Annotated in this window: 24 protein-coding genes; 13 read left to right on the plus strand and 11 right to left on the minus strand. The window is 51.8% G+C overall.

Translation table 11 applies throughout. The features are described 5' to 3' along the window. Nucleotides 1-238: 238 nt before the first annotated feature. The 6 genes from ACO064_RS26770 to ACO064_RS26795 all read right to left on the minus strand — a co-directional run bounded on the left by ACO064_RS26770 (nt 239) and on the right by ACO064_RS26795 (nt 4,453). Nucleotides 239-2,986, minus strand: coding sequence for a BT4734/BF3469 family protein (locus ACO064_RS26770; protein WP_421830258.1), 2,748 nt, complete (start codon nt 2,984-2,986; stop codon nt 239-241). Beyond that, nucleotides 2,983-3,117: a hypothetical protein gene (locus tag ACO064_RS26775; protein WP_421830259.1), complete on the minus strand. Its 135-nt coding sequence runs from the start codon at nt 3,115-3,117 to the stop codon at nt 2,983-2,985. The genes ACO064_RS26770 and ACO064_RS26775 overlap by 4 nt, the downstream gene beginning before the upstream one ends. Further along, complete coding sequence (locus ACO064_RS26780) at nt 3,114-3,539, minus strand: hypothetical protein (protein ID WP_421830260.1); 426 nt, start codon at nt 3,537-3,539, stop codon at nt 3,114-3,116. The genes ACO064_RS26775 and ACO064_RS26780 overlap by 4 nt, the downstream gene beginning before the upstream one ends. An 87-nt stretch (nt 3,540-3,626) precedes the next feature. Then, entirely contained in the window at nt 3,627-3,842 is a 216-nt protein-coding gene (locus ACO064_RS26785; protein ID WP_421830261.1) for a hypothetical protein, read from the minus strand. Beyond that, nucleotides 3,839-4,126 carry a hypothetical protein gene (locus ACO064_RS26790; protein WP_421830262.1) on the minus strand — a complete coding sequence of 96 codons (288 nt, stop codon included), beginning with the start codon at nt 4,124-4,126 and terminating at the stop codon, nt 3,839-3,841. Before ACO064_RS26790 ends, ACO064_RS26785 begins: the two co-directional genes overlap by 4 nt. Nucleotides 4,127-4,150: 24 nt before the next feature. Continuing rightward, on the minus strand, nt 4,151-4,453 hold the full coding sequence (locus ACO064_RS26795; protein WP_421830263.1) for a hypothetical protein: 303 nt from the start codon (nt 4,451-4,453) through the stop codon (nt 4,151-4,153). Between the two features lie 132 nt (nt 4,454-4,585). On the opposite strand from ACO064_RS26795, the gene ACO064_RS26800 reads away from it, so the two are divergent. The 4 genes from ACO064_RS26800 (at nt 4,586) to ACO064_RS26815 (ending at nt 7,616) form a co-directional block, all read left to right on the plus strand. Then, nucleotides 4,586-4,951 (plus strand): helix-turn-helix domain-containing protein, encoded by a 366-nt coding sequence (locus ACO064_RS26800; protein ID WP_421830264.1) that lies wholly within the window; start codon nt 4,586-4,588, stop codon nt 4,949-4,951. A gap of 393 nt (nt 4,952-5,344) precedes the next feature. Next, nucleotides 5,345-5,674 (plus strand): DMT family transporter, encoded by a 330-nt coding sequence (locus ACO064_RS26805; RefSeq protein ID WP_421830265.1) that lies wholly within the window; start codon nt 5,345-5,347, stop codon nt 5,672-5,674. Nucleotides 5,675-5,893: 219 nt separating this feature from the next. Continuing rightward, on the plus strand, nt 5,894-7,141 hold the full coding sequence (locus tag ACO064_RS26810; RefSeq protein WP_421830266.1) for a response regulator transcription factor: 1,248 nt from the start codon (nt 5,894-5,896) through the stop codon (nt 7,139-7,141). A 235-nt stretch (nt 7,142-7,376) separates the two neighbouring features. Continuing rightward, nucleotides 7,377-7,616, plus strand: a complete 240-nt coding sequence (locus tag ACO064_RS26815) for a hypothetical protein (protein WP_421830267.1) — start codon at nt 7,377-7,379, stop codon at nt 7,614-7,616. Nucleotides 7,617-7,677: 61 nt separating this feature from the next. Here ACO064_RS26815 and ACO064_RS26820 read toward each other — a convergent pair whose 3' ends face one another. Beyond that, on the minus strand, nt 7,678-8,253 hold the full coding sequence (locus ACO064_RS26820) for a DUF2911 domain-containing protein (RefSeq protein ID WP_421830268.1): 576 nt from the start codon (nt 8,251-8,253) through the stop codon (nt 7,678-7,680). A gap of 49 nt (nt 8,254-8,302) precedes the next feature. Next, a complete protein-coding gene (locus tag ACO064_RS26825) occupies nt 8,303-9,085 on the minus strand; it encodes an MBL fold metallo-hydrolase (protein ID WP_421830269.1) in 783 nt (260 codons plus the stop codon). A gap of 117 nt (nt 9,086-9,202) precedes the next feature. On the opposite strand from ACO064_RS26825, the gene ACO064_RS26830 reads away from it, so the two are divergent. Further along, nucleotides 9,203-9,424, plus strand: coding sequence for a hypothetical protein (locus ACO064_RS26830; protein ID WP_421830270.1), 222 nt, complete (start codon nt 9,203-9,205; stop codon nt 9,422-9,424). Nucleotides 9,425-9,661: 237 nt separating this feature from the next. Here ACO064_RS26830 and ACO064_RS26835 read toward each other — a convergent pair whose 3' ends face one another. Then, nucleotides 9,662-10,069, minus strand: coding sequence for a hypothetical protein (locus ACO064_RS26835; RefSeq protein WP_421830271.1), 408 nt, complete (start codon nt 10,067-10,069; stop codon nt 9,662-9,664). A gap of 298 nt (nt 10,070-10,367) precedes the next feature. Here ACO064_RS26835 and ACO064_RS26840 point away from each other — a divergent pair, with 298 nt between their 5' ends. Together ACO064_RS26840 and hemF are read left to right on the plus strand one after the other, a co-directional pair. Continuing rightward, a complete protein-coding gene (locus ACO064_RS26840; protein ID WP_421830272.1) occupies nt 10,368-10,994 on the plus strand; it encodes a helix-turn-helix domain-containing protein in 627 nt (208 codons plus the stop codon). A gap of 136 nt (nt 10,995-11,130) precedes the next feature. Then, complete coding sequence (hemF, locus tag ACO064_RS26845) at nt 11,131-12,030, plus strand: oxygen-dependent coproporphyrinogen oxidase (protein ID WP_421830273.1); 900 nt, start codon at nt 11,131-11,133, stop codon at nt 12,028-12,030. Nucleotides 12,031-12,053: 23 nt separating this feature from the next. Here the strand turns inward: hemF and menC are convergent, their stop codons facing one another. Further along, on the minus strand, nt 12,054-13,163 hold the full coding sequence (menC, locus tag ACO064_RS26850; protein ID WP_421830274.1) for an o-succinylbenzoate synthase: 1,110 nt from the start codon (nt 13,161-13,163) through the stop codon (nt 12,054-12,056). A 91-nt stretch (nt 13,164-13,254) separates the two neighbouring features. On the opposite strand from menC, the gene lpxK reads away from it, so the two are divergent. From lpxK to ACO064_RS26875, 5 genes are all read left to right on the plus strand, one after another. Further along, the gene (gene lpxK / locus ACO064_RS26855; RefSeq protein WP_421830275.1) at nt 13,255-14,310 is read left to right on the plus strand and encodes a tetraacyldisaccharide 4'-kinase; all 1,056 of its coding nucleotides are present in this window, start codon (nt 13,255-13,257) and stop codon (nt 14,308-14,310) included. A gap of 90 nt (nt 14,311-14,400) precedes the next feature. Beyond that, nucleotides 14,401-16,422 carry a putative porin gene (locus ACO064_RS26860; RefSeq protein ID WP_421830276.1) on the plus strand — a complete coding sequence of 674 codons (2,022 nt, stop codon included), beginning with the start codon at nt 14,401-14,403 and terminating at the stop codon, nt 16,420-16,422. Between the two features lie 9 nt (nt 16,423-16,431). After that, nucleotides 16,432-17,379: a DUF1835 domain-containing protein gene (locus tag ACO064_RS26865; RefSeq protein ID WP_421830277.1), complete on the plus strand. Its 948-nt coding sequence runs from the start codon at nt 16,432-16,434 to the stop codon at nt 17,377-17,379. After that, on the plus strand, nt 17,379-17,966 hold the full coding sequence (locus ACO064_RS26870) for a tRNA-(ms[2]io[6]A)-hydroxylase (RefSeq protein ID WP_421831069.1): 588 nt from the start codon (nt 17,379-17,381) through the stop codon (nt 17,964-17,966). The genes ACO064_RS26865 and ACO064_RS26870 overlap by 1 nt, the downstream gene beginning before the upstream one ends. A gap of 256 nt (nt 17,967-18,222) precedes the next feature. After that, nucleotides 18,223-21,183 carry a PD-(D/E)XK nuclease family protein gene (locus tag ACO064_RS26875; RefSeq protein ID WP_421830278.1) on the plus strand — a complete coding sequence of 987 codons (2,961 nt, stop codon included), beginning with the start codon at nt 18,223-18,225 and terminating at the stop codon, nt 21,181-21,183. Nucleotides 21,184-21,327: 144 nt separating this feature from the next. Here ACO064_RS26875 and ACO064_RS26880 read toward each other — a convergent pair whose 3' ends face one another. Beyond that, the gene (locus tag ACO064_RS26880; protein WP_421830279.1) at nt 21,328-21,714 is read right to left on the minus strand and encodes a DUF1801 domain-containing protein; all 387 of its coding nucleotides are present in this window, start codon (nt 21,712-21,714) and stop codon (nt 21,328-21,330) included. A gap of 127 nt (nt 21,715-21,841) precedes the next feature. On the opposite strand from ACO064_RS26880, the gene ACO064_RS26885 reads away from it, so the two are divergent. After that, the gene (locus ACO064_RS26885; RefSeq protein ID WP_421830280.1) at nt 21,842-22,999 is read left to right on the plus strand and encodes an efflux RND transporter periplasmic adaptor subunit; all 1,158 of its coding nucleotides are present in this window, start codon (nt 21,842-21,844) and stop codon (nt 22,997-22,999) included. Nucleotides 23,000-23,005: the final 6 nt, after the last annotated feature.

The following is a 23,005-nucleotide window of genomic DNA, read 5'->3' on the forward strand; positions in this document are numbered from 1 at the left end:
TTCTGATTTTTCAGGGTTGTATTTCTACCACACTACCACAAAAAGTTAAAGCATTGATTAGTAATGAATTAAGTGCCTTTCTCTGTATTATTTTTGTGGTAGCCAATATTACAAATACCACACTACCACACCTTTACCACAGAATTACCACAACTTTATTACAGACTTATTACTGATTATCAGGGACTTTACTGCTGCTGTGGTAGCGTGGTAGCAAAAAGCCGGTTTTTTTTTGAGTTTAGTTCAAGCCTTTTTCAATCTTTCTGCCCCGCAGATCCACCCCGAACTTGTCGGTAATCTTGCTGTAAGTCATTGTGCATGAGCCGCTGACCGAGCGCGAGCCGCCCGGCGTTGATTCACTCTCGTCGGTCATAAACCGGATGTTGCGGAAAAACTTGTCGGGGTTCGCTGGCGACTCGAAGGCCAGCATTTCGTCGCGCAGCGTGTCGCGCTCGGCTGGTGACTTCCAAAATGTCTGCCGGTATTTCTGGGCGTAAATGGTATAAAGCGAAGGAAACCGCAGGTGCAATAGGCTGCCCTCAAAACGGAAATGAATGTCCTCCTGGATAAAGCCGTTTTCGTACTGGTTCTGAATGATCTCGAAGAACTCCGACAGCGCCGTTTTCTCGGTCTGGATGGTGTGCTGGCGCAGAATCCCGCGCGTTCCGATGGCGACAAACTCGGCCAGAATGTCGTCGTCGCTGGTCACCTCGAACTGGAGGTTGATCTTGCCGAAAATCTGCAGGATGTAGGCCACCGACAGCACGCGGGCCATGTTGGAGATCAGCCGTTCCACCGGTTTTTCGTGCCGCGTCGCTTCCTTCAGGGGCGTGTACAGATCATCATACGCCTGCTTGAGATTGGCTTCCACCAGCGCCCGGTGTTTCAGCATTTCCAGCGTCACAAACGACAAACCGTCCTGCTCGATGTCTTTGAAGCGCGCGAAGGCTTCCACCTGCTCGTCGGTTTTCTGCTGTTCGGTGATGGGCACAAACAGGCAGCGGCTGAAGAAAATCGGGTTTTCCGGAATGTAGTTGGAGGTCAGCACCAGGGCGCTGTAAATGTCGATGGTGTCGGTGCCGTCGCGGCTGTTTTCTTCAGCCCGGATGTAGCCATTGTCGTCGTAGGCCGACTGCAGCAAGCCTTCAAACGGAAAATCATTGTGGTACTCGTCCATCCAGATCACCCCGTTGGAGGTGTGCGACATCACCCGCACCAGCCCCGCTTCGGTGTTCTTGTTTTTGAGGTTGGCCACCGCTTCGTGCAGGTTGTAGAGTCGGCACAGCGAGCGGGCAATGGAGCTTTTGCCGCTGCTGGCCCCGCCCTTCAAATACAGAATCGGGCTGGCATTGGTGTGTTTGACCACCAGGTCGCGGAACAATGCCATCAGGTAGAAAGCCGCCGGAATGATCGCATTCTCGTATTTGTGCACCTGCACCAGCAAGCCAAACCAGTCGTTGAAGGTCATCGCACCACTGGACAACTGGAACAGGTGCGCCCGTTTCTTCTTGACCACCGGCATCGAAAGACACAGGGGCGGTTGGCCGTCTGGCGGCTGAACCGATACGATGCCAAACTCGTCGGGTTCCAGCACCGCTTCGGCTGCATCGACGCTGATGGCTTTGTTGGAAAAGAAAAACACGCGGCTCTCCGGATGGTAGCCCAGGCGGGTGACCTTGACGGCATTCGGAAAATTCATCCGGAACATGTGCTGCCAGAGTTCCCCCAAATAGGTATCGGTGATCTTGAGGGCCAGGCGGTGGCTGGCCAGCTTGTTTTTGAGCTTGGTCGCCGAGCAAAACTCCTCGTGGGAAATTTCGATGTACAGCGGTTTGGTGATGCCGATCCGCTGAATCTCCAGAATCCAGGTCTTTTCCTCGTTTTCGTCTTCGGTGCAGTACTTGACGTAAATCTGGAAATTCTCGGCCACGCAGATCCAGTTCTTGGTGCCCCAGATCCAGATCCCGCCGTCGCGGTAATCGACGTTCTGCGACAGAATGCGCTCGGACTTTTTGGGTTTGTCAACGGGTTTGGCTTCCGGATCGGGCTGCGGTTTGCTTTCTTCGGGTGCCGTTTCCTTCTTTTCCCGGCGGGTTTTCGAGACATCGATGCCGTAGTCTTTGGCGATCTGAAAGAACTTCCAGGGGTGCGTAAAGCGGGTGGTCTGGACGGCATTGGTAAATTTCTCATCGGCATCTTCCACCGTGTAGTTCGGGTTGAACTGACTGACCTGGTGAAATAAGGCCCGGCCGTCTTCGCCGAGTGTGGCCATACAAAAAGCGATCAGGAGCCATTCCTGGGAGTAGCTGCCGGTGATATCGACCCGGGCGGCTACAATCCGCTCGACCACCGTCGCCACGTGACGAAAAACCTCTGTCGCATCCTTCCTGATCTGGATGTCGGTTTTAGGCTTTTCTTTCCGGGTGACCAGCCCCTTGATTTGGTAAGGCTCCGCATTCGGGTTCAGGTAGATGTCCGGGTCGTAGCTCAGGAAACAGGGCCGGGAAACGTCCGACCCGCTGGCGTCGACGTCGAGCCGGTAGGTTTGCCGGAAGTAGAACGCCAGATCGGCGAAGGCTTCCTGGTGCCGCTCCGGGTTGATCTCAACAACCAGTTTCAACCCATTGCCCGAGGGAGAGGCAAACAGCACCAGCGTATGCGGATCAGCCTGGAGCTGCAGGCGGGTTTCAGTCAGGTTTTCAACGTGATCGAAATCCAGGACCAGCAGCCGGGAATGCTGTTTGAGGTTTTTGACCAGGCGGGTCGGCGCGAAGACGCCCGAAAACGTCACGTAGTCCAGCCCTTCCTTGAGCGGTTTTCGGGCTTTGGGTTCGGGAAACGTCCGGATCTGCTGAACCTTTTCCCGGTAGGTGCCGTCCGAAATCAGCCGGACGGCATCCGCCAGGGTGAGGGTGGCCGATGGGGCATTGACCCGAATGCCCCCTTTGAAAAATGAAAATGAATAGTTCTGAAGGCGCTCGGTCATCGCTTGCGTTTCTTTTTGGGTTCATCCATCAGCCAGATCCACAGGCGCGGGCAAGCGATGCCCAGCGCCAGTAGGATCAGAACCGCCAGCAGACTATACCACTGCAACAGGAAATGGGCCTGGGGATTCATAGGTAGAATGTGATTTGCAGCCGGGCGTGGGGCGAATCCGGCAGGGCCCGCAGCAGATCGCGCAGGGCCTGGTGTTCCGTCTCCAGCGAGTGGTGCAGCAACCAGGCAGTGTTGGCCACCCGGTGTCCTTCCAGCAGGAAATTCAGGTAGACGCGCAGATTGTCGAAATCCGAATAGGTGCCGATGGAATTGGCGGGTTCGTCGGGCACGAGCGCATCGAGCTGGTAGAGCACCGGCGTCGGGAAGGGGATGCTCGTTTCGTCGGCGTACACCTTGAGCTTCATCAGGATGTGGGTGTCGAGAATGGCGTGAAAAACGTCCAGGGCAGGCTGGTTTTCGAACGGCACGGCCAGGGTGATGAAGCGGTTGGTGGCTTTGGGACGCAGATGACCGAGAATCTTTCGAAGTGTTTGCAGTAGCATGAGGCAAAAAGTTAGATTGCTTTGGCACACAATAGACGTCTCGTGTACCAAAAGTGATGGGTGGACTGGTTCAGAATAAGGACGGAATCAATGGAGCTGCAGGGAGCGGGCAGCCGTCAGGAAGTCACTAATTTCGGTCAGGAGCTTGCGGTCTTTTTCGGTGTCGGTGCCGTCGAGTTCCTGGTAGCGGATCAGCCGGGCGATGTACGTATCAATGGTGAGCTGGGCGTCTTGCAAGACGGTTTCGTTCATCAGGGCGAGCGTGCCGTCCAGGTAGGCCAGAATGATTTGAATGGCGGTCATGATCGTTGGGGTGGATACGGTTCGTAGATGGTAATGAGGGCTTTGCACCGGCTGCCGAAGGCAAAAATCTGAATGTCGGTGGCATCCGTTCGCCCGTTCTTGGTCAGCAGGAGCGAACCCAGACGCAGGTTTTCGCCCACCAGCTCAATGATGTATTTCGTGCCCCGCAGCCGGTCGGGTTCTTCTCGGATCGACAGGGAATCGAGGTGGTTTTGGGCGAACAAAATGGACGCCAACCCTTTGATGGCCGGATACTTTTCTAATTCTCCATGGTTCAGAATCATCGTTTACGTGGTTTAAAGTGAAATTCAATTGCGGGTAATTTTTTGTCGGCTTAATCTCTTTCGGATTACCTTCTTCTTGTCCTTTAATAACCCGACTACCTGTTCGACCAGGAGCGTAATTTCGGGATCTGCTACCCGGCAAAGCCAGGCTTCCCGCCAGCGGGTCGAATTGCTAAGCGAGTCCAGGTGTGGTGCTTTTACGACCACGGCTTCGATTACTTTTTGCTGCCCAATCCCTTCTGGGAGCTTATCGCGGGCGATACGCATCCGTGCTCGCCATTCTTCGGCTGCACTGGCCTTTTGTCCTTTCAATATTCCCTCATTCATTTTGGGTTTGGTTGATTGTCATTGTCTGGTTACTTTTACCAGTGTTAAAATAACCAGTGTTAAATTTACCAGTGGCAAATGTAAATCAATGATTGACAAAATGTCAAACAATGATTGAAATATATTTTTTTTATGAATTCATTTTCGCGCCGTTTGCAAGACTTTATGTCCAAGAAAAACTTGAAGCAGGCTGATTTAGTCCGTGCTACAGGTGTATCGAGGCAAGCGGTTAATGCGTGGTTTAAGCAGGATAAGCGGCCTGATCAGGACAAATTGATTTTGATTGCAAGGCTTTTAGAAATATCTGTCGATGAATTACTTGGCAGGGAGGATAAACCAGAAGTAAGTACCTCAGAATCAAAGCAAGAAGTCGATTATTGGAAAAACAAATACATTCAATTGCTTGAAGAAAAGAATCAATTGCTAGAAGAGAAGAATAAGTTATTGCAAAAACAATCCGAAGAGCAAGCTAAAAAGATTGAGCACCAAAAGGTTTGAGGTCCTCCTGGGGGGGATTATTATAGGGAATTTCGGCTTAAATTAGGATTATCGGTTAGTTAACCAAGCAAATAACTTGTTTGATGATTCTTGGTATATTTATAAATTGAGAATCAGCATTGGCCCAGAATGATTGTTAAATGCAGTATCAAAAAAGCCTAAAAAAAAATGGCAGGAAAATGGCAAGGAAATGGCAAAGAAGTTATGATAAAATGGCAAGTTTTCAGAAGCAAAAAGTGCCTATTTACGCTAATAGGGCTATTTTTTTGTATTTCCGGGTATAGTTCGACTCCCTGCGTCTCCACTTCACAAAGCCCTGTAAGTTATTGACTTGCAGGGCTTCTTTTGTTCCTTTGTGTAAAAATGTAAAGAAAACCGCCCCACATCAACCCCATGAAATACCTCTATTTATTCGCGGCCATTGTTGCCGAAGTGGTGGCAACCAGCGCCCTGAATGCGTCTCAGCAGTTTACGAAACTGGTGCCTAGTCTGATTACTATCCTAGGCTATCTGATTTCGTTCTACTTGCTGAGTTTGGCTTTGCGGTCGTTGCCGATTGGCGTGGCGTATGCCGTTTGGTCGGGCGTCGGCATTGTCCTGACCGCTCTGGCGGGTATTTTTCTGTTTAAACAGGTACCCGATACGCCCGCCATCATCGGTATGATTCTCATCATTGCGGGCGTGTTGGTGATGAATCTTTTTTCGAAAGTGAGTGGTCATTGACGGGAACCCGCCGTTACACTTTCCAATAAAACCGTGATAGTCAGCGGTTCTAAGATTAATCCGGGTTTTATTTAGACACTTTGAAGGCAAATACTGCTGTTCGATAACCGAAATCCGTTTTCGGGTTAGCAGAATACTGTTATCTTCACCATGCGTAGCGACCGGTCGGAAGGATGCCGGGAACGGTTTGTTACCCCGCGAATTTTACTGGTTTTGTGTATGAATACGTCCTGGTTGCTGCGCTCGGTCTACGGTTGTTGGTTGTTCTTTCTGTCGATTCATGGTTCGGCTCAGGTGCTCAGTCCGCAGCAACTGGAACAAAAGGTATTTGAACTCAATAATAAGCTCAACTACAAAGAATCACAGGCTTTGCTGTTGTCGCTCTTGCAGGATCCTGTGCAAACACCTGAATACAAGTACCATGCGGCCCTCCTGTTGTCGTATACCTACAAGCGGGTGTTCGATTATCAATCCGCACTGAAGTTTCTGACCATCGCCCTCGGATTTGCCCGGGAAACCCCAAAACGACAACGATATGAGGCAAACATCATCGCTGAGCAAGCCTTTGTCTATTTCGATTTGCATCATTACGCGAAAGCCGACAGTCTGATAAAGCGGTTGGCGGTTTCAGGCTTCCGCTTCATCAATCCTGAAAACAAAGCCGTTCTGGTCATGCAGCAGGGCTATCTGTTTTTTCTGAACCGGCAGTTTTCAGAAGCGGATGACGCGTACGATCGGGCCATTGCCTGGATGCAGACCTCCAACCCGTGTAATCTGCCCATGATTTATGTGAAGAAAATCCAGCTTTACGATGCGATGAACCGGGAAGAACTTCTGAAAGAAGCTATGCAGAAATCAACCGGGTATGCCGATTCCTGCCGAATCATCAAGTATCATCTGTATGCGTATGAGGAACTGCTGAAAATTTTTGAGAAGCGAAATGATGCGTCCAAAATTGTGGAGATCAAAGCAAAAATCGACAGTCTCAACCTAATTTATGCCCGGGAAGAAAACATCAGTTTGCTGCACGATCAGAAGGAAAGTATCCTGTTGAAAACCAAAGAGCAGGAATTATTGCAGCAAAAAAAAAGCCGTGACCGTCTGACCCTGATTCTTTCCGGATTGACCCTCATTGCCTTGCTTCTACTCAGCGGTTTGCTTTTCTACCGCCAGCGGCAGAACCGGCTCGAAGCTGAATTTTTGCAAATGAAAGCCGAGATGGATGCCTACATCACCATCAGCAGAAAAGCGCAGACCGAAAATAAAACCAATCCGGGCTCTGGCATGGATCTTCTTTCAGAACGGCAACGGGAGGTTTTTCAATGCATGACCGCGGGTTTATCGAACAAAGCGATTGCGGATAAACTCTGCATTTCCGAGAATACCGTTAAATATCACATCAAGAATATTTACCTCGTACTAGAAATCAAAGACCGAAAAGATCTGCTGGTCTACATCCGGAAATGATATTTTCAGTGCCGGTTTTTCAGGTCCCAATACCCGAATTGGCACAATCAAAGGAGGTAGTTTTTATAGAATGCCCGCAAACTACCCGAACGGGTAGGCGCTGAGAGACAGCAGTTGCTTATTTTCGGGCAGGCAATAGCGCTGCGGGTTCAAATTTTCACGCCTGGTTGAATTGACGGTTCCGACGTTCATTGCTCACTTTCACTTCTCTCTCCTAACTCTTAAAAAGCGGCACATGGAAACATTTGGTCAATTGCAATTCAATCAACAATTGGAGTTTGTCTTTCGATTCGGTAAGTACCAGGCGACTCGCCAGACACCAGCCGGAATCGTCAAGCTGGTTAGACTGCCGGGTTTTTTTGTTGAAGCCCAGTATAAACCGGACAATGAAACCATTGAAAGGCTGGTACCGCTAAAAAATGAATTGACCCTGTCGGTAAAATACCCGACGCTGGCCAAAATCAGTTGGAATTAGAGGGGGTGGTTCGAAAACTCTGCCGGAAGCAAACAACCGGTTTGCTTCCGGCAGAGAGACCTTAAAATGAAATCGGCACCGCCACCATCGTGGTGTCCCACCCCATAGACAGGGTGGCCGTTTTAGCATCTTTTTTGGTCAACTGGATCGAAAAATTCTCAAGAATCGTGTCCAGCTTTTGCACCGGTACGGTCACCCGGGCCACATCCAGGGCTTCGTTGTAGCTGTAGGCACCCCACTGGTCCACATCGGAACTAAGGATGAGGGTCCATTCTTTTTCGGTCGGAATGGCCAGCAGCGCGTAATTACCCGCTTTCACTTTTTTGTCACCAAACGTCGCGTCCTGGTAAAATTTGATTTCCGGGGCCTCGTTGGCACCCACCCGCCAGACCTTTCCATACGGCGCCAGTTTGGTTCCGAAAATTTCACGGCCATTTTTTCCCGGGCGGCTGTAGACGATCCGCACCATTGCCTTATCAGTGCCGATTTTGGCCGGAGCGAACTTGCGGTCGTGGGCGTAGTCGTCAGGGTAGTAGGCCATATCCATCGGTGATTTGTCGAGACCACGGAACGTTTGGGCATTCGCTCCGGCCAGCGCCAGGAAAAGGAATCCGAATAATAAACCGGTTTTTTTCATTGTTTTTTGGGGTAAATGGGAGAAGGCTAAAACTACGAGCAATCATTCGTCAAACCAACGCCATGGCACCATCAATCCGAAAAATCGGGGTTTCGCCAAAGCGGGAAGCCACAACAAGCTCCGTTCGGTCGAGGTGGGGCAGAAACAGATCGCGGGCCAGTTCCGGGCAGTTGTTGTCTTTGGAGAGGTGCGACAACAAAACGTGGCTCATAAAAGCCGGTTTGTGTTGCCTGAACAGGGTCAGCGCCTGCTGGTTGGACAAATGGCCCTTGCCGCCCCGGATGCGTTGTTTCAGAAAATACGGATAGCGCCCCCGGTCCAGCATGTCTTCGTCGTAGTTGGCCTCCAGAAAAGCCGCGTGACACTGGCTGAAGTGGTGAACAAGGTGTTCGCAGGGCATACCGATGTCCGTAAAAATGCCAACCTTCGTGTTCTGAAAATCGACCGTGAAACTGTGGGGATCAGCGGCATCGTGGTGTTTCGGAAAAGCCGTGATGCGCAGGTCGCCAATCTGTACGGCTTCGTTGCCGTAAAAGGGATAAACGGGAACACCCTCTAATGACAGGCGGCAGTTGTTGAGGGTCTTCGGGGTAATGTACACCGGCAGTTTATACTTCCGCACCAGTTGGGAAAGGCCGCTGATGTGGTCCGAGTGTTCGTGGGTAATGAAAATGGCTTTCACCGTCCGAAGCGACAACCCCAGCCGTTGAAACCGGGTTTCGATCTGGCGGCAGGAAAGCCCGACATCGATCAGAACGGCTTCCTGCTCGTTGCCGATGTAATAACAATTTCCGTTGCTGCCCGAATTGAGGGAGGAGATAAACAATGGCATAGACTCGTAAAGTTATCAAAAAATACGCGCGGATTGATAACGAAAGCCACCGTTTGGTGATAAATAAATGGGCCAGGGCGAAAGCGCCGGAGCCGGAACCAAACAATGCCGAAAGCCATGTTAACCGCTAAAACCAACTTTAACCACGCCATATTGCCCCGCCTGGGGGCGGTTGTTAACCTGCCGGTATCGCAGTTGTTTTCGCCCAAACGGAAATTCATTGTGACTGCTTATCCACTTTGTGACAATGAAACCGGCATTCACACCTGCTACCTGCGCGCCCTGGACAATGGTCAGGAGGTGCGTGTTTCGGGATTTTATTGCCACCTGGTTGCGTAATTCTGCCCGGTTAAAACAAATCCCGGCCAAAAAGGCCGGGATGTTCCACTTACCAATCTCTATTAATTACAGGCAGTACAGGTGTACTGCTTCATCTATAAGAGGGAAATAAAGTGCGTTTATCACCTTATTTTGGAAAGTTTTTTTTGCTTTTTTTTGTAATAGGCAGATAGTCAGTCAGTAACAATATGTACATAAGACATATTAAATCCGCTTTTCGGCAGGTATACAATGGATTTAATCAGGTAAAACCGCCCGGTCGGATTCCGCTTTGACCACCGTGACCGTCGCCGACCGGGCGGCTGGCATCACCGGCCCGTCCTGAATGTCACGAACAGGCAGCGCGGCCCGTGGTCCGATGGTTTGCGGGAGAGTTCTGTTCGACGAGCCGATTTTGTGGTAGGTGCTGTCAAAATAGTCGAACCGGACTTCAATCTGATGATACGAATACAATTCCGAGGTGTTGGTCATCGTAAACCCGTGTACGTTGGTTGAAGGAACCTGTGGATTTGAGGCATCGCTTTTGTTCCAGACCACCCGGTCGATCAGCAAGTCGCGGTAGGCATCCGCTCGGTCGGGATCCGGTTTTTTTTTCGGTTGGCAGGCGATAAGGGTGAGAGATAATAGATAGAGGATCGGTTTCATAGAATCTGGTTTCGGAGGATGCCGGTTTTCGGACTGGCTCATTTTGCCCCAAAACTACAAAGCCCGGCTGCAACTGCAACCGGGCTTTGTCAGGATTATCTATCGCAATATGAGATGAACTCAATCAAAGATATACTGATAAAATTTAAAAAGGGCTATGCAAAGCAAGGTCGGAATGGCAATTTTCAGTAACTAGTAGCCTAAAGGACTGATAGACACGACCGGTGACGCCCCTTTTTCGTTATTTCAAATTGTTTTTTTGTAAACAAAACACTTCAATAACGCGGTTTAAAACAGTATGCGCTATAACCTGACCGAATTGATTGCCCGGGGAGAAGGCACCCGGCTCGAATTTAAATCGACCATTCATACGGCCCACCGCATTGCCCGAACGCTGACTGCCTTCTCGAATACGTCGGGGGGGCTGCTGCTCATCGGCGTGTCGGACGACGGGCGGGTGTCGGGCGTCGAGTCGGAATTGTACGAAATGCAGAAAATTGAAAAAGCCACCGATCTGCTGATCGACCCGGCCATTTCGGTCAGTTATGAAGTCATCAACGAACTGGGTCGGCAGGTCATTCTGATCGAAGTGGCGGAGAGCGACGAAAAACCGCATTATGCCATCGACGAAAAAGGGAAGCGAACCATCTATGTCCGGGCGAAAGACAAATCCGTGCCGACGAACAAGCTGATTCTGACCAACCTGGTGACGCCCGACGGTCCGTTGCTGCAATCGTCAAATGTCCGCAATTTGATCCAGGTACTCCGAAAAACCGACTTCATTACCGCCAAACAATACGCCCAGTTGGTCAATATCTCCGAATACCGGGCCAGCAAACTGCTCCACCAATTGACCGGACAAGGTTTGCTGTTGATGGTCGATAAGCCCCGGCCTGTGCGGTTTGCGCTAAAAATCAGTGAATAACAGGCGAAGAAGACGTCGGCAGGTCGCGGTTTGGCCGGGCAATCTGCTTTCCAAAGCGCTAAAACGGTCCGGTCGTCCGGACTATAATCCGTAGGTCCGTGTATCTTTGCGGACCAAGAAACCGCATCATTCCCGAATGGCTGTCGACAAACAAAGCATTACTGATTTTTTTACGGACTTACAGGACCGGATTTGCCAGGCACTCGAAACCGCCGACGGCTCCGGCCGGTTCCACGAAGACCGCTGGGAACGCGCCGAAGGGGGCGGAGGCCGCACCCGGATTATCCAGAACGGCGATGTGATTGAAAAAGGAGGTGTTCTGTTCTCTGCCGTCCACGGTCCGGCATCCGAAGCCGTGCTGAAGCAGATGAAAACGACCGAACCGGCCGATTTTTATGCCACCGGCGTATCCATCGTCATTCACCCCCACAGCCCGCTGGTGCCGATTATTCACATGAACGTGCGGTATTTTGAACTCAGTTCGGGCGAGTGCTGGTTTGGGGGCGGAATCGACCTGACACCCCATTACGTCGACGCCGTCGATGCCCGCTGGTTTCATCAGTACCTGAAAACCGCCTGCGATCGGCACCATCCCGACTATTATTCTCAGTACAAAAGCTGGGCTGATGACTATTTTTTCATCCGCCACCGGGCCGAAACCCGCGGTATTGGCGGTGTTTTCTTCGATTACCTGCGCCCGGCCGACGACGATCACAAGGCGGCTTTGTTTGCCTTTGTGCAGGAAATCGGCAATTCCTTTGCGCCGATCTACACCCACTTCATGCAGAAAAACCGGGCGTTGCCGTTTGGCGAAAACGAGAAAAAATGGCAGATGCTGCGCCGGGGGCGGTATGTGGAGTTCAATCTGGTCTGGGACCGGGGCACGAAATTCGGTCTGGAAACCAATGGCCGCACCGAATCCATTCTGATGAGCATGCCCCCGCAGGCCAACTGGGTATACGACTACCAGCCTGAACCCGGAAGCCGGGAAGCCGAAACGCTGGGTTTGCTGAAAAAAGGAATTGACTGGGTATAGAAAACAGGCGGCAGAAACCGGCTTTACCTTTCTATGCGCACACCCCGACCGCTTTCTAAAATCTCCAGATTCCAGCCTTTGGTGAGATCGGTTTTCAAAAAACCGTTTTCAATCGCCAGCGGACTTTCGATGTTATTGTGGTAGAGCTGCCCGGTTCCGAGGCCCTGGGGAATGGGGTTTTTGAACTGGGCGGTGTATTGCGCAATGGCATTCAGGCCAATGTTGGATTCGAGAGCGGAGGTGATCCACCAGCCGATGCCGAGCCGGTTGGCAATTTCAATCCATTGGGTGCAGTGAATAAAACCGCCCAGGAGCGTGGGTTTCAGAATGATGTAGTGGGGTTGGATTTTTTTCAATAACCGCATTTTTTCCACGTATTCCATGTGGCCGATCAGTTCTTCATCAAGCGCAATGGGGATGGGCGACTGGCGGCAGAGTTCGGCCATCAACTCCGGTTGCCCGGACCGGATGGGTTGTTCGATGGAATGAATGTCGAAAGCGGCCAACTGGTTGAGTTTGTCCAGCACATCGTCGGGGCCAAAAGCGCCGTTGGCATCCACCCGCAGCGTAATCTGATCGGCACTGAATCGGGAGCGAATGGCGTCGAGCAGGTCGCATTCCTGCCGGAAATCAATGGCCCCGATTTTTAATTTGATGGTCGTGTAACCCGCTTCCAGCTTTTCTTCAATCTGCCGGCGCATAAACTCCGGTTTTCCCATCCACACCAGGCCGTTGATGGGCAGGGTTCTGGAACCTTTGGCAAACTCGGAGTCAAAAACCGTCCGCTGCCCGCCGTTGATGTAGTCGTGCATGGCAGTTTCAAAACCAAACTGGATCGACGGGAGCCGGTCGCTGATGAGTTGAAGCACAATCGGGACATTCCAGTGAAAAAGCTGAAGGTCCAACTGGTTGAAAAGCTCGCAGGTATGACGCAGTTGATCGGCAAAATCAGGACGGTCGTCGATGCTTAACCCGCGGAGCGGAGCGCACTCGCCCCAGCCGACCACAGAAGGGTCTTCATCGTCGCGAATGCGGACAAAATAGCTATCTTTTTGCGTTAGGGTGCCTCGTGACGTTCCGGCCTCGAACGTAAAATGCAATGTGTATTTCAGGAAGTCGGCCTTGAGACTCATAGTGACAGATAAGGAACGGCATTCATCATTAAAAGTAGTAATTTTGGGTGTTACTGAATAGGCTTGTTAATAAATTATTACGTAAAACTTAGTGTTCAACCGATTACTGAATCCCCTCAACTGGCTGTACGGCGGTATTACTGACATCCGTAATGCGCTGTATGACAGACGTATTATCACAGTGTTAAGGCCGCCCATCTATACCATTGGTGTAGGGAATATCACGGTTGGAGGAACCGGTAAAACACCACACGTCGACTATTTGGTTCGTTTGCTGAAACCGTTCGGGCCGCTGGCCACGCTGAGCCGGGGCTATGGCCGCCGAACCAAAGGCTTTCGTCTGGCAAAGGATGCCGACACCGCCGACACCATCGGCGACGAGCCCCTGTTGCTGTATCGGAAACACGGACAGAACCAGAGGGCCGTTGAAGCTCGGGTACTGATTAGTGTGGGTGAAAAACGCGCCGAAGCGATTCCGGAACTGCTGAAAATAAATCCTGATTTACAGGTGATTATTCTGGATGATGCGTTTCAGCATCGCCCCGTTTGGGCGCATCTGAACCTGTTGTTGACGGATTACAACCGGCCGTTTTACGACGACCAGCCGTTTCCGGGCGGGCGCCTGCGCGAACGGCGGCACGGTGCCCGCCGGGCGGATGCGGTTCTGGTAACCAAATGCCCCGACGGGTTGAGCCAGAGCGAGCAACTGGCCATTCAGGATCGAATCCGGGCGTATGGCCGGGCCGACGTACCGGTCTTTTTTACGGGATTCCGATACGGCGATCCGATTAATTTTGTGAACCAATCAATCCGAACGGGCCTGAAAAGCGTAATTTTGGTGTCCGGCATTGCGCGGCCAGAGTCGCTGGAGATGTACGTCAAAAGCCATTTTTCGCTGGTGCATCATTGGCGGTTTGCCGATCATTACCGGTATACGACGGCTGATCTGAAACGCATTCTGGACGACTTGCCGGTTGGCGCAACGGTTTTGACGACCGAAAAGGACTTTGTCAAACTGGCGCCTTTGCTGGCCGAAACCGGGGGCGATGCCGCGCGGTTTGCCTATCTGCCGATCGACGTGCAATTCCTGGAAGACGAAGAATTGTTCCGGGAAATGATTCAAAAAAGCCAGCCGCAACGGGTTTAAACAGCCGCGATAGGTTGTTAAAAAAAGCTAATGAGCGCAAAAAGTAATCACCGCGAATCAATAAATTGGCGGAATTCCAGTTCAGACCATATGACCCGACATTTTTTACTGCGTGCAAGTATCCTGCTGTTATGGTTCACCTCTCCGGCCTGGGCGCAGTTGCCTACGCGCCTTCCGAACTTTCCGCAGGGCGGCAACCGGACCGGGGGACAGCCGACGACAACCGGAGGGTCGGGAGCCAGCGCGGGAGGGGCCATTCTCGACGACTCCACCAGGCTCATTTATGGACCTAAAACGACCCGCTTTTTCCTGGAAAGCGACGTTCTGAATAACCGGAAAGCCCTGATTACCATCGATACCACGCTGGAAGGTGTGCACCGCACCAGTTACGTTGATCGTTTTGACAACCTCTATACGGATTTGGGAAATCTGGGGACGGCCCTGCGGTCGGTTTTTTACCAGACACCCGCCATTGGTTCCCAAACCGGTCTAAGTGCTTACGGTTTATACGGGTATCAGACCCAGAGCATCCGGTATTTCGACACGCGATCGCCCTACACGAACCTGTATCTGGTGCTGGGAGGAAGGGGACAGAATATCGTCAATTTCGACTTCACGCAAAACATCAGCGAACGCTGGAACCTCGGCTTCAATCTCCAGCGGATGACGTCGGATGTGCAGTTTGGGGGAACCACCGCCGTTTCGTCCGGCACCCAGCGCCTGGCCGAAAACTGGAATTTTGTCGTGCATTCCAATTACCGGTCCAAAAACGCTAAGTACACCTTGCTGGCGCATTACAACAACCTCAACCACCGCTCACTCGATCAGGGTGGGGTGATTGAACCCGATTCGGGTACGTCCAATGCCGCCAATCCTGACCTGGAGCTAAGGCCCGTTTTGTCAACGGCGAACTCCCGCGAAATCCGCAACGACCTCCATCTCTATCACCAGTACGTTCTGGACACGGCTTTTCAGCTTTACAACATTGTTGATTTTCGCGCCCAAAGTTATCGGTTTACCGACACGGACATAACCGACAATTTGTTGCCGCCCGACTCGTCGAATCTGTCCCGGAAACCTTTTTACCCCCGCTATTATTTCGACAATCTGGAAACCCGGCAAACCACCTTGTTTCGTCTGCTGGAAAACCAGATCGGGATCAAAGGCCAGTTTTCGGCGCGCGGATCGGCTTTCAACTACCGCGCCTGGCTCCGGAACCGGTATTACAGCCTGGAAAACCGCTTTAACATCGGGCGGCTCGTTCCGGATTCGAGCTACAAAAGCAGGCGGCTCGAAACGTTTGTGGGTGGTTGGCTGGGCTACTATTTCCCGGACAGCCAGACGCGGGCGACGGCCGAAGTGGAGTATTTGTTAGGCCGCGATTTCCGCCTTCAGGGGCGTCTGGAAAGCCGCCTGCTGACTGCCGGTTACGAAAGTGTTTTTGCCTCACCGACGCTCCTCCAAAACCGGTATACGAGCAATATCTACCAGTGGGATCATGTAGGAAGATTGGCAAACCAGTTTGATTTGCGGGGGACGCAACACGCCTACGGTCAATTGAATCTGAAGCTGGGAAAGCTGATTCTGAGTCCCGGAATGGATTATTACTTGCTGACGAATTATATTTATTTCGACACGGCAGCGGTTCCGCAACAGCTTTCGGATGCGTTCAGCATTTTGCAAACGAGTTTGGGCTGGCAGTTCCGGGCGGGCAAGTTTACAATGGCGGGGCAGGGTTATTACACGCTGGTATCGAACGACGACGTGCTGCGTATACCAACTTTGCTGGCGAATGCCCGGTTTGAGTATAACTTTTTGTTATTCAAGAAATTGTATGTGCTGGCGGGGGTTCAGTTTCATTACAAATCGGCCTATTACGCCGACCAGTATATGCCGCTCACCCAGCAGTATCATTTGCAGAATGAAACCAAACTGGGCGATTACATCATGGCCGAACCGTATGCCAACTTACGGATCAACCGGGTGCGGCTTTTTCTGAAAATGGCCCACGCTAACCAGGGGCTATTCGACCAGATTTATTACAGCGCACCATATTTTCGGACAATCAACCGGTCTTTTTCCTTTGGGGTTCATTGGTTATTATTCGACTAAGTCCTGACTATGAAAGTGTTACATATTCTCAACGGCGACGCAACCGCCGGAGCATTTGCCGAATCGAACATCCTGGGAGATGCCGATTCCATCGATCTGATGGTCTGGCGGGAAGCGATGTCGGAGGGGCCGGTGAAGGCGGATGTTCAATCGGTTCACGAACTGTGGCGCATTCGCCGGGCCTGGCACAAGGTGACGGATGACGCGCCTTCCGATTATGACCGGCTGGTGGTGCAGGCGTTTGAAAAGCTGGCGGTTCCGACCGATTACGACGAAATTTACCTCTGGTTCGAGCACGATTTGTTCTGTCAGATCAACCTGGTTTTTCTGCTGGCCCAACTGGCGCAGCGTCCCCTGGGAACCACTAAAATCAAGCAGGTCTCGGTCGATTCCTTTCCGGGAGAGCCTTTTTTCAAAGGCATCGGACAGTTGAAGGGCGCCCAGTTGGCGACCTTGTTTTTACAGGCCGAAACGTTGACGCGTCACGAACTGGAGGTGGCCGGAGCGGTCTGGAATGCCTACGCCAGTCCGGAGCCGCTGGCCATTCAGCAACTTCTGGGTGCCGATTTTGGCCGGTTGCGGTTTCTGCGAAACGCCCTGATTCTGCATTTACATCGTTTTCCGTTCAGCGAAAACAACCTGAATCTGATCGAGCATATGCTGACTGCCACGCTGATGGAAGGGCCGATGCCGGAAGCCAGCCTGATCGGGCGGTTTTTGCAGCAGGACCGCGACTACGGAATTACGGACCTGAGCGTGGGAGAAACCATCCGCCAACTGAACGGAAAACTGTGGGAATATACCGAAGCGGGCGTTAGTCTGACCGAAACCGGTGCCGACATCATTGCCGGACGCCGGGTGCTTAACCCGGTGGAACGCTGGCTGGGCGGCTTCTACCAAACGCCTAATTCACCGTATCGGTGGGACCGGGAACAGGAAAAACTGATTGAGCTGTGATAACGACGCTAGGCCTGGAACTTCCCACCGATCCGCGCTGGGTCGATATTGCCCGAATGAACCTCGGCGATATCCTGATCGACCACGCCTTTTGCGAACAGAAAGCCGCATCGTCCTGCATCTCGCTGATCGTTCAGTTTCCCGAACGTGAAAAACTGGTGGAGGTGCTGACGCCGGTGGTGGCCGAAGAATGGGGGCATTTTCAGCGGGTTCTGAAAGAGCTTCGCAAACGGAATATTCCGCTGGGAAAACCGCGTAAGGATGAGTATGTCAACCAGTTGCTGCAGGTGCTGCGAAAACCGGGCGACCGCAACGAGCAGTTAATGGAAAAGCTGTTGATGAATGCCCTCATCGAAGCCCGCAGCGCCGAACGGTTCAAGCTGTTGTCGGAGAACCTGTCGGACGAATACCTGCAAAAATTCTACCGCGAGCTAATGATTTCGGAAGCCGGGCATTACCGGAATTTTATCGAACTGGCCGAAGAATACAATCCGAAAGAAAAGGTCCGGAAACGCTGGAAAGAACTGCTGGAAACCGAAGCCGAAATCATGAAAACACTGGAAGTCCGCGCCGACCGGTTTCATTGATCCGGTTGGAAAGCCGTCTTTTTTAGCGTATTTTTGAGTATACAATCGCCCCGTTCCCCTAATTGATTTAAACAAAATAACCGCCCAAAAAAATGTTTAGTAGCCCACTGCTAAACGGGGCCGCCCGAGCGGCAATGGGCTGGTAAGTCAAACTAGCAATTCGGCGGTTATTTTGTTTAAATCAATCAGGGGATTAGGGGCAAACACTATCGAACAGCCTGGATAGTTAGTTACATCCCGTATCCAGAAAAAGTACATGTCATTCTTACATCAAGTGGCCCAACACATCTTCCAGAACCATCAAACGCGGATGGACGATGTGTGGGTGATCGTGCCGACCCGCCGGGCGGTTTCCACCTTTCAGCAACACCTTAGCCAGCAATCCGATACGCCGTTTTTGTCACCGCACGTGCTGGCGGTCGACGACTTCATCATGCAGAGCGCGGGCGTCCTGCAAATCGATCCGGTCAGTCTGTTGTTCGAACTGTTTGAAGTTTTCAAAGAAATTGACGACACGCTGGAATTCGGGCGGTTTTTGAACTGGGCGAGTATTCTGCTCACCGACTTCGACCGCATCGATCAGTACATGATTTCTCCTTCCGAGCTGTTCAGCTACATGACGGCGGCCAAAGCCCTCGAACGCTGGCGGCTCGATCTGCCCGACGGCCGGGTTGGAGCTAAGCTCGAAACCGTCGGAACACAACGGTATTTTAAGCTCTTCGAAAACCTTCAAACCGCCTATGAGGCTCTGCACGAGCGGCTTTTGTCGAAAGGCTGGGCCTATCGCGGCATGGCTTATCGGTTGCTGGCCAATCAGGTGGAAGACCTGGTGCGTGACAACCCGGCGTGTGAAAAGCTATATTTCGTGGGATTCAATGCCCTGAGCCGGTCGGAAGAGCAGATTGTAAAAACGCTCCTGAAGGCGCAGAAGGCCGAAATGCTGTGGGACACGGACGCGTATTACATGCAGTCGAAGCGGCAGGAAGCCGGAAAAATGCTGCGGAACTACAAACGGGACGGCTGGAGCGGCCCCTGGACCTGGGAAGGAAACGGGCTGACCGAAACGCCCAAACACATCCAGGTCATCGGCGTTCCGAATGCCAGCATGCAGGCCAAAGTCGCCAGCCAGCTCTATCGCCAACATGCCGATTCTGAAACCGACACCGGAACGACGGCTTTGATTCTGGGCGACGAAACCTTGTTGTTACCGGTTTTATATTCGCTCGGCGGCTCGGTAACGGATCTGAACGTGACGATGGGGCTTTCGTTGCAGAATTCGCACCTGTTTACGCTGGTCGATGCCCTGTTTGAAATGCAGCGAACCGTGGCGGCTTTTCAGAAGAAAGACGGCAGTGGCACGGTCTACATTCCCAAATTCAACCACCGGCACGTTGTCAAAGTCCTCAATCACCCGTTTATCCGGCAGTATGAATTGTCGGGTTTGAAAGCGTCGGCGGGGGCGCCAAACCGCATGGTTCAGAAAGCCATCAACACCATTACGACGGATAATCTGGTGTATCTGGACGAAAAGCAGTTGCTGGCGATGGGCGAAAACAGCCCGCTGTTTCAGGTGTTGTTCCGCCGTTGGCCGGACGACAAACCGCTGGTGGTCATTCACCAGTTTTATGCCTTGATCGAGGTGTTGCGGGATGTGTACACCGACCAGCAGGACGCCATCGAAACCGAATATCTCTATTTATTTCAGAATTTGCTTCGCCAGTTGGAAACGACGCTCGAACGCGAACAACGGAATGAACTGGTGACGATCAGAAGCTTGAAGCAGTTTCTGTATGAACTGATCCGGCAAACCAGCATCCCGTTTGAAAGCGAAGGCGGTAGCGCTTTGCAGGTGATGGGAATGCTCGAAACCCGGGCGCTGGATTTCGAACACCTGATTATTTTGTCGGTAAACGAGGGCGTTTTACCCCAGTCGCGGAAACTGAATTCCCTGATCCCGTTCGATGCCTGTATGGAAGTTGGTTTGCCGACCTACCAGGATCAGGAATCGGTGATGTCGTATCACTTCTACCGCTTGCTGCAACGGGCCAAAAAAGTCTCGTTGCTCTATGTTACTTCGGCCGATGCGTACGGGACCAGCAAGGGCGAGAAAAGCCGGTTTATCCGCCAGATCGAACACGAACTCGTTCCGGCTTCCGGGGGCAATGTGACCATCAGCTACCCCAGTGTGCGGTTTGGCAAGGCGGCCGATCAAAAGTCGGCTTTGTTACCCTACGATACGCTCGAAATTCCAAAAAGTGATGCGATTCTGGCGAAGTTGCGGGAGGATTTGATGGGGCGATTCAGTTCGGCCAAAAACCGGGTATTCGGTGGAATGTACCCCACCTCGCTGAATAATTTCATGAGCTGTTCGCTCAAGTATTATTTCAGCCGGGTGATCAGCATGCAGGAAGACGACGAGGTCAGCGATGAGATGGATGCCGCCGAATTCGGACAGTGGATTCACAACACGCTGGAAGCCCTCGATCAGGAATACCGCATGGCGGGCGCGGAGGTGACAACCGAACGCGTTGTGGAAAAATTGAAGCTGAAATACGACGAAGCGTTTGTGAACCGGGTGACCGAATCGGGCATGAACCGCCTGCTCTACAAGGTGGCGGAAGACCTGATGGTGCGGTTCAATGTCCTGCAGGTGGAACGCTACGGGAAAAACCTGGAGGTGTTGCAAACGGAAGAAGAATGGGATACGGAGCTGGAGGTCGAAACCGCCATCGGTCCTTTGCGCATCCGGATTGCCGGAAAAATCGACCGGGTCGAGCGACTTCGCCAACCCGACGGTACGGTGCTGATTCGGGTGGCCGATTACAAAACCGGGAAGATCGAAGCCCGGGATGCCGACGTCAGAACCATGGAACTCCTGCTGACCGACGCCCAGAAAGACAAGGCGCGGCAGTTGTGGTTATACCAGTATCTGGTGTACAAAAAGATGCTGCAAAACAAGGGATTGCAGTTTGGCAATGAGTGGATCGACGGCACGAACACCCGGGTCGTGGCCGGTTTTTACTCTTTCCGCAACATGGAGGGCGGTTTTATGGAGAACAAACTGCATCTGGGTACGCCCGAAGAATTCGTGGTTGAAACGGAAGTTCACCTCCGCAAAATCATCACGGATTTGTTCGACCCCGGCCAGCCTTTCCAGAAAACCAGCGACAAAAAGATCTGCGAATGGTGTGCGTATCGGAAACTGTGTGGGCGGTAAAGTTAAATTGAAATTTTAAATGTAAAATGGTGAATGTTAAGTGTAAATGGAGTTGCCAACCGGAGACTTTAACATTTAACATTCACCATTTTACATTTAATATTTCCTAAAAAGCGGGAAAAGGTTACTGAAATTCAGGCAAAATCATCCTCTCTTTTTATGAAAGATAGCCGGTTTTTCCTTCGAGGTTTCATTGAGTAGAATCGCTTCCTGCAATAGTTCCCGGATTAGGTCTTCGTTTACGTCGTTGGCCTGGACAATCAGCGACTTGACCGTTCGGCGGCCACGGCCCTCGAGGGCACCCTGTTCGTTGGCTAATTCATAACCCCTCAGGAAACAAAGGTCGACGGCGACCTCCGGTGTTCGGAGCGGATTGAGGTAACACAAATGGCCTTTATGAAAATAAAAAGGTACGCCCCAGCTCATTTTTTCCTGAACTTTTGGGGACGCTTCCAGGATTAATCGACGTATTTGGTCCAATAGGCGATGAATTTCGGGTGTTTGTCGATTAATGTATTCTTCAACTGTCATGGCTTGTTGTAATGGAGTAATTTCGGTGCTAAGTTAGCTGAAAAATCAGATTCCGACAGTAGGCACACGGTTTGATGCAACTTTCTCAATGGGCGCAATACCGCGTCCGCTTCAACATACTATCTCTGTGAAAAGGTGGATTGCTATTATTTTGGTGGTGCTGGTGGTTTGTGGCATCATTTATTACAACAAGACTTCTAAAAAGCAACCGGGTGAAGCAGCCAGTGGCGGTCGGGGAGGTGCTCCCTCCGGACAGGCCGGTGGTGGCCGGGCGGGCGGTGGCGGCCCGACGGCAGTCAATGTCTATGTGGTTACTTCCCAAAATCTGAAAGACGAAGTAGTGGCTACGGGCTCCCTGCTGGCTTCTGAGCAGGTGGATATCTATCCCGAAATCTCGGGAAGAATTGTACAGTTAAACATTCAGGAGGGTCGAGCCGTTAAGCAGGGTACGCTGCTGGTGAAACTGTACGACGGTGATTTACAGGCGCAACTATTGAAGCTGAGATCGCTCGAAGAAAACAACCGGCGCATCGAAGAACGCAACAAACAACTGCTGCAACGGGGCGGTATCAGCCAGCAGGAATATGATATTATTGTGACAAACCTGAAAGGGACGCTGGCCGACATTGAGGTGACGAAAGCAGCCCTTCGCCGGACCGAAATTCAGGCCCCTTTTTCCGGCACCATTGGTTTACGGAATGTGAGTTTAGGGGCGGTGGTGAGTCCGAATACATTGATTGCCAGATTGCAACAGACCAATTCGATGAAGCTGGATTTTTCAGTTCCTGAGAAATACAGCCCATCCGTAAAAGTAGGCAGTGTGATCTCGTTTCAGGTCGACGGTCTGGACAAAACGTTCAACGGGTCGGTGTATGCCATCGAACCCGGCGTGGAGGAAGCCACGCGGAACCTGCGCATTCGGGCACGGGTAGCCAACAATTCGTCCAGCCTGCGCCCCGGAACGTTCGCCAAGGTGAGTCTGGTCATCAATAATTCCCAGGCACTCGTGGTTCCAAGTCAGTCGGTGATTCCGCAAACGCGCGGTAGCCAGGTGGTGGTGATTGAAAACGGGAAAGCGGTTTTTAAAGATGTGAAGATCGGATTACGGAACGCCAGCGTTGTAGAAATAACGCAGGGCTTGCAGAAGGGGGACACGGTGGCAACGACCGGCCTGATTTTCCTGCGACCGGAAGCGCCGGTTAAAGTGGCTAAAGTAGACCTGTTAACGGGTCAAAAGCAGCCGGAGCAAGGTTCAGCAGCGGGTAATAGTGCGAGCATGAATTAACGAACT

The sequence above is a fragment of the Larkinella sp. genome (genome assembly GCF_965227735.1).
Taxonomy (GTDB): Bacteria; Bacteroidota; Bacteroidia; order Cytophagales; family Spirosomataceae; genus Larkinella.